The following is a 6,332-nucleotide window of genomic DNA, read 5'->3' on the forward strand; positions in this document are numbered from 1 at the left end:
GTATTCGCCGTTTCATACTGAAAATGCCTACATAATTTATAGGGAAATAAACCAAAAAGGAGAGATGTCCAAATGTATCCGTATGGAAATTATCAACTTCCACAGACTCAGTTGGAGTATTATCCATATGTACAGCAGGATCTATATGGATCTTACAGGCAACTACCGCAACTATCGCAACTATTTCAACAGCCACAATGGCAGCGGCTTGAACGCAGAGTTAGTCTCCTAGAAAGTGAATTTGACCAACTTCACCGTCGTTTACGACGTGTAAATCAGAGGCTTCGTGCAGTGGAAAACAGATTAAACATTCCATTTACCCCGTTTGAAGGGGAGTTTTAACTCTTGCTGCCGGATTGGAAGGGGCTGTTGGAAAAAGCGAGCATTTGAGAGATAATCGTATTTAACTGTGGGAGTTAAACAATGATGTTAAATAATAATTGAATATATTAACTGTCATATTAGGGGAGAAATCTACCCAATCCTTAATAATTACGGTTTTCCCGTAGTATTTTTTAAAATCGGGTAATCGTTTTATGTTTCAATTAGAAAAAATCAAAAAACAGTTCGATTAATTGAACTGTTTTTGATTTTATATTCTTTATATTTTCTAGTTTGTATCAATAGTAATTTGCAGATTAATTTTATCTTTGTAAACCAGGGTATTGCCAGATGCCTGAGGTTCTAAAAAGGTCCCGATAAATCACTATCTTTTCATCGTTCGTTACTTTCTGGGCTTCAGCTACAGAAGGGTAATCCAAATAAACCATGTTCGTAAAGTTTCTTTTTGTTTTTTTGCCTAACATCTTATTATAAAACTCACTGGCTTCTTTAAAAACAGTTAAGGCTCTTCTTATGTGACTTGCACTAGTAACGATTGTCACATCCTTTAGGTTTTCTTTTTCAAGGATAGCAGTTGAAAACAGCCCATTTTCAACAGTATCGGTTGAATTGCTTTCAAGAATGATTCTCTCCTTTGGAATTCCTTGTTCAATTAACCATTTGCTCATGGCATCCGCCTCTGTAATACCTTGTTTAGGAACTCCGCCTGACACAATTATTTTTGAGTTTGGATATTGCTTAGCAATGGCAAGTCCCGCTTTTAACCTTTCGATGAGTGTCGGCTGCATCGCTCCCGTTTCAGCAAGTGCATAGCCCAATATGACAATGGCATGATCTTTTGCTGGCAGGTTTGCTGGAACGTCAACATTTAATTTTTCTTTCATCGTTTCTTCTGTACGATTTATTTTTTCAAGATATTCAGTTGCCCTTTTCGAATCGATCCTTTTTAACTTTGAAATAGAACGATTATAGGTTCTTTCATCTCCATTAATACGAGAATAGACTCCATAGAGTAGATTGGCATTAAAGTGATTTGGGTCTAAATTTAATATTTGTTTGTAAGTTTGAAACGCTTCCGGGTACTTCTTCTGGATTATTTGTGTAGACGCCAATGAAAATTTTAAATCCGTACTATAAGGATCAATTAACGCCGCTTGGATAAATGCATTTTCAACCACATCAAATTTACCTTTTAAGGTAATGCCCTTGAAGATTTCCGATTCAGCTTTTTTAATATCCCCGCCATGCCAATAATAGTACATTGCGATATCTTCAAGCTGCTTGATTCGATAAGAAGTCGCTTCATCATGTTTTAATGAGCTGATACTTGGAGGTTCTTGTGTGGTACCATTTGTTGCATAGGCTGTTGTGAAAGTTAAAGAACACAGAAAAACTACTAATGCAAAGCATACTCTCTTTTTCAAAAGTTTCATCATTGTCCTCCTGCCATTTTATTTAATAAATAATATCCCTTTATTTAAGATGACTTAGTTAGAAATATTTATTCTAAGAAGGAGGATGAAATAATACAAATTAAGCAGCCATTTAGCTTTTATCACCTTAATGGTTATATCTAATTGTTGGATTAGCTTTGAAAGACATACGAAAAGTACTGTGAACATTTTCTTATTTTTCTTTACCTTTTCTTATTATAGGATTTATCATTCATTTACATTTTTCCTCTATACTTATTGAAGTACTAGATTAAGAGAGAAGTAGGGAGTGGAGGAAATGAAAAAGAAGAAATTGATCGTTGCAGCTATGGCAGCCCTTATGGCGGGTTCAGCTACCGTCCAAGTGGCTGTAACACCTGTATCGGCTGCAGAAATGGCGCCCAAGTCTTACACTGCGGGCAGTCCGAAAGAGTTTGATCTGCAGGCACACCGAGGAGGTATCGGGCTTACCGTCGAGTCCACGATTGCATCTTTTTCAAAGGGCCTCGAAGTGGGTGTCAGCACCCTTGAGATGGACGTGCAAATCACGAAGGATCATCAGGCTGTAATTACCCACGATCGTAAGATTTCGGGTTCCAAGTGTCAGGACACGGGTCCGGCGTTTCCTGGTGATCCCATGTACCCATATGTCGGCAAGTACATAAAGGACCTCACCTTGTCCGAGGTGCGTACATTGGACTGCGGCTCGCTGAGGCAGGCATCATTCCCTGGCCAGCAGCTGAATCCTGGCGCCCGCATGCCGCTTTTGAGCGAGGTATTCGATTTAGTTAAGCTTTACCACGCCAACAAGGTACACATGAATATCGAGACCAAAGTGGAAGCCGGAGCACCGAATGAAACGGCCCCCCGTGAAGAGTTTGTACAGATAGTTGCTAACGAGATTCGTAAAGCTGGAATGATTAACCGCGTAACGATCGAAAGCTTCGACTGGGGATCACTTATGCGCATGCACCAAGTCGAGCCGCGCTTGCCGCTTGTCGCATTGACTAATGGTGATCAGTTCCTGCAGCCTGGTAAGCCTGGCGCATCTCCATGGCTGGGAGGAATCGACATCGATGACTTTGGAGGCGATTTTGTCGCTGCAGCCCACTCGTTTGGCGCAAGCGCTATTTCCCCAGTTCATGGTGATCCTCAGAACGGCAAGGTAACCGATCCGAACTACAAGCCTTACGTGACGAGGCAAATGGTCGAGGAAGCCCACAAGTACGGCATGAAGGTCATTCCGTGGACGGTTGATGACGAGCCTACGATGGAAAAGCTGATGGATGATGGGGTGGATGGGATGATCACTGATTACCCGGACCTTCTGCGCAATGTCATGAAGAAACGCGGTTACAAGCTGCCAAAGGCCTATTCGGCTCCCAAGATATAAAGTGTCAGGACAAGGTAAGTGGTAAAAAACACAGTGATTTTTTCTAGTTTTTTAGATTCATTCTTTTGTTGCGGCGGATCATTTTATCCGCCGCTTTCTTTTGTGAAAATAGCCAAGGCACGGCATATTAATTCAATTTCGATAATAATCCTGTGAATGGTAGCTTCAAAGCCGCATGATTCGTATAGCTGGCAGATTAATTGAATAAAGACCCCAATTTCCGAATAATAAAATACAAAGATAATCCATTATAAAGAGAGTGAGTGTTGTACTTGAGAATATTGGTGACTGGTTCGACAGGCCAACTAGGTTCAGCTTTGCTAAATCAACTAAATGGTTCCGACTATAAAGTTAAAATAACTTCTCGAAGAAAACCTGAAAGAATAGGACATTTCGAGTGGGTTTATAGCGATTTATTATCTGGTGAAGGTTTAGAAGAAGCAGTAAAAGATGTAGATGTAATTATTCACGCAGCAACAAGTCCAACAAAAAATTCGAAAAATATCGAGGTTATAGGGTTTGAAAACTTTTTAGGTAATCTAAAACACATAAAACATTTTATTTATCCGTCAATTATAGGAATTGAGGAAATACCACTGAAATATTATAAGCTTAAATATGAAGCAGAAGAATTGTTAAAGAATAGTTCTATTCCTTATACAATAGTTCGTGCAACTCAGTTCCACGGCTTTGTCGAGAATTTACTTTTATCAAAACCTCTCTTTAAAAGATATGTTATACCTGGAAGAATTAAATTTCAAAGCATCAGTGTTGATGAATTTGCCAAACATTTAATTGATTTAATTAATAAAGGTCCTCAAGGAAGAACTGATGACTTTGGGGGACCAGTTATAATGACGTTAAGAGAGATGGCGGAGCTGAAAATTATGGTGAATAATGAAACAAACAAAATTTTAAGCATCTCTTTACCAGGAAAACTATACAAGTCTTTATCCGACGGGAAAAATACCAATTCCTTTCAAAAAGTAGGGAAAATTACATTTGAAGAGTATCTAGGTAATAAGCGGTTATGAGGGATGTTGTACACTGGCAAGTTGATGTGGCAATCTTTCTTACCTAAACAAGATTGTGCAAAAATGTACTTACACTATCGGGTGCGATTGTTCAATATGAGCAGTCGCTTTTCTTGGTCCGCTAACGTAGAAGTTAAACAAGTGTTCATTTATATAAAAAATAAGAAATATCGGTAGGTTTCAAAACAGGGATTTTTTAAAAAAAGAAAAGCACCATTAATTCAAGTGCTTTCTTCGAGAAAAATATTTATTGATTAAGACTGCATTTAGTGGAATAAGGAATGGGGAAAAGGATAGGGCTAAAAACAAAAATAAAAAAACAAAAATTGCATCCGCAACGGTTTTAAAATGTATGTAGTCAAAAGAAAAGTAAGAATTTTCATTCCCCGACCAAGCAATTTATATCATACAAGAGCTGATCGTCAAGAGGACAATCATGGAAATTTTTTTTATTCCCATTTCGGTGCATGCGATATTTTTTCCATCCATCCGTTTTCTAACATTAATTTCGCTCCATCTTGGACATAAAAACCTACGGTCGTTAACTTTTTAAAAAGAGTCAGCCCCAAATCATGCCTTCCGTTTTCTGCAATGGAATTCCCAATATCCCGAATTCGTAAGGTGAAAAGATCGATTGTATGAAAAAGCATCAGTTTATCAGAGAAAGGAGAAAATTTTGATGTAGTAACCATATGATCCAAAAGAGGAAGAGCAGGTAAATGATTTTCCGTCAAATAATGAGTATACGTTTCCAATGTGTTAGCAATAAGTTCTTCTCCTTTTTTAAAAAACTGTTTGATCTTTTCGGACTCTGATACTTGTGAAAATGCGAAAAGCAAAGCTTTATTCACCGAATTTGCTCCCACCATGTCAAATAAATGTTTAATTTCCAGCGCATGAAGGGGACGAATTTTCCCCAAATAACCATTAAAATAATCTTCATTCTGAACAAAACTGGCTTTTTCTGGAACAGGGATTACTGGGGTTTTCGGAGAAGCTCCTTTTCTTTCAAGAAGATCGTTTAATATATTCACCAGTTTCATTGTTTCATCCACGCATTGAATAAAAAATTCACTTACATCCGTTCTTGTAGAAAGTGGCACGGATAACGCGTACAGATTTATGCCCGCCCGAATCATTTGGCGTAAATAATGCAAATAAAATTCATCATCAAAAAGCCTTGGCGCATCCAAATTGACATCATCTTTTGTGAAAGCAATAGGGATGGGATGGTTAACTGAGCGGAAAATTTTCTCAATCTTACCCAAAAAATCTTCACATAAAGACAAAGAATGCTCCAGCGTCCCTTTTATATCCTTATCCTCAACCTGTTTTAGAAAATAGCTTAACACGCATTTTGACATGCTGTTTCCCATGTATGCAGCCCAAAGATCACCCATTTCCGAACTTCTTAATTCGCTTTTACATGATGAATATGCGCCTATTTTTGTTGGTTTTATTGTTTTCATAACTCCTCCTAAAAGGAAAAAGTTTTTTATAGTATTTACTCCGGCTTGTAAAAAATTCTACGAATAAAATGGCACATTTTATTAGTCAAATCTAATATGAAACAGTATAGCGTCTAGACTTGAAATTTCTTTAGGGGATAATCAAAGTGGTCTTTATTTTGATGAAGAAGAATAGTTATGTTTGTTACGATACAAATTGTGAAAATGTGTACTTAAACAAACGGGTGCTTATGTTACATGATAATTAGATTTCTACAGGAATTCTAACGGGGAAGGATTGTTTAAAAAGAATAGAAATACTCGTTCTCAACAAGCAATTAGAAAGTTGGGTGCAAAAGAAGAAAGAGTTTTTAGAGCTAATTATATAGATACATCTGGGGTCAGTAGAGACGATGTATATTTTAGTATAATCCATTCAGAGTGGGATGAGATTAAGAACAACGTATTTAAGGAATTTTTATAAGCTCGAGATTGTGAAGAAGTGTACTTAAACAAACAGGTGCATTACTGAACAACGGTAATGCTTTTTCTTATTGAAGGCGTGCCCAGCAAGCCGTTAATTGCTAGTTGGTGAAAGTCCAACCTGAGTAAGTGCCAAGACGCTCAGTAACTGACAGGCAACTGGTGGAGAAATCCTAAGGTTGAAGCCCTGTGACAAAGT

Annotated in this window: 5 protein-coding genes; 3 read left to right on the forward strand and 2 right to left on the reverse strand. The window is 37.8% G+C overall.

Annotated elements, in window-relative coordinates:
• The first annotated feature begins 72 nt into the window (after positions 1–72).
• The gene (locus tag CVD27_RS20170; RefSeq protein ID WP_101649845.1) at positions 73–342 is read left to right on the forward strand and encodes a hypothetical protein; all 270 of its coding nucleotides are present in this window, start codon (positions 73–75) and stop codon (positions 340–342) included.
• Between the two features lie 302 nt (positions 343–644).
• Here the strand turns inward: CVD27_RS20170 and CVD27_RS20175 are convergent, their stop codons facing one another.
• Entirely contained in the window at positions 645–1,775 is a 1,131-nt protein-coding gene (locus tag CVD27_RS20175; protein WP_101649847.1) for a YdcF family protein, read from the reverse strand.
• A gap of 298 nt (positions 1,776–2,073) precedes the next feature.
• Between CVD27_RS20175 and CVD27_RS20180 the strand changes: the two genes are divergently transcribed.
• Positions 2,074–3,168 carry a glycerophosphodiester phosphodiesterase family protein gene (locus CVD27_RS20180; RefSeq protein ID WP_101649849.1) on the forward strand — a complete coding sequence of 365 codons (1,095 nt, stop codon included), beginning with the start codon at positions 2,074–2,076 and terminating at the stop codon, positions 3,166–3,168.
• 284 nt (positions 3,169–3,452) lie between these two features.
• Positions 3,453–4,202: an SDR family oxidoreductase gene (locus tag CVD27_RS20185; protein ID WP_257984443.1), complete on the forward strand. Its 750-nt coding sequence runs from the start codon at positions 3,453–3,455 to the stop codon at positions 4,200–4,202.
• A gap of 449 nt (positions 4,203–4,651) precedes the next feature.
• Here the strand turns inward: CVD27_RS20185 and CVD27_RS20190 are convergent, their stop codons facing one another.
• Positions 4,652–5,671 carry a DUF3231 family protein gene (locus CVD27_RS20190; RefSeq protein WP_101649851.1) on the reverse strand — a complete coding sequence of 340 codons (1,020 nt, stop codon included), beginning with the start codon at positions 5,669–5,671 and terminating at the stop codon, positions 4,652–4,654.
• Positions 5,672–6,332 lie beyond the last annotated feature (661 nt).

The sequence above is a fragment of the Neobacillus cucumis genome, assembly GCF_002860255.1.
Taxonomy (GTDB): Bacteria; Bacillota; Bacilli; order Bacillales; family Cytobacillaceae; genus Neobacillus; species Neobacillus cucumis_A.

Bases quoted from the DNA above. Each gene is read 5' to 3' on its own strand.
- CVD27_RS20170 (WP_101649845.1), top strand. From the start codon at position 73: ATGTATCCGTATGGAAATTATCAACTTCCACAGACTCAGTTGGAGTAT.
- CVD27_RS20175 (WP_101649847.1), bottom strand. From the start codon at position 1,775: ATGAAACTTTTGAAAAAGAGAGTATGCTTTGCATTAGTAGTTTTTCTG.
- CVD27_RS20180 (WP_101649849.1), top strand. From the start codon at position 2,074: ATGAAAAAGAAGAAATTGATCGTTGCAGCTATGGCAGCCCTTATGGCG.
- CVD27_RS20190 (WP_101649851.1), bottom strand. From the start codon at position 5,671: ATGAAAACAATAAAACCAACAAAAATAGGCGCATATTCATCATGTAAA.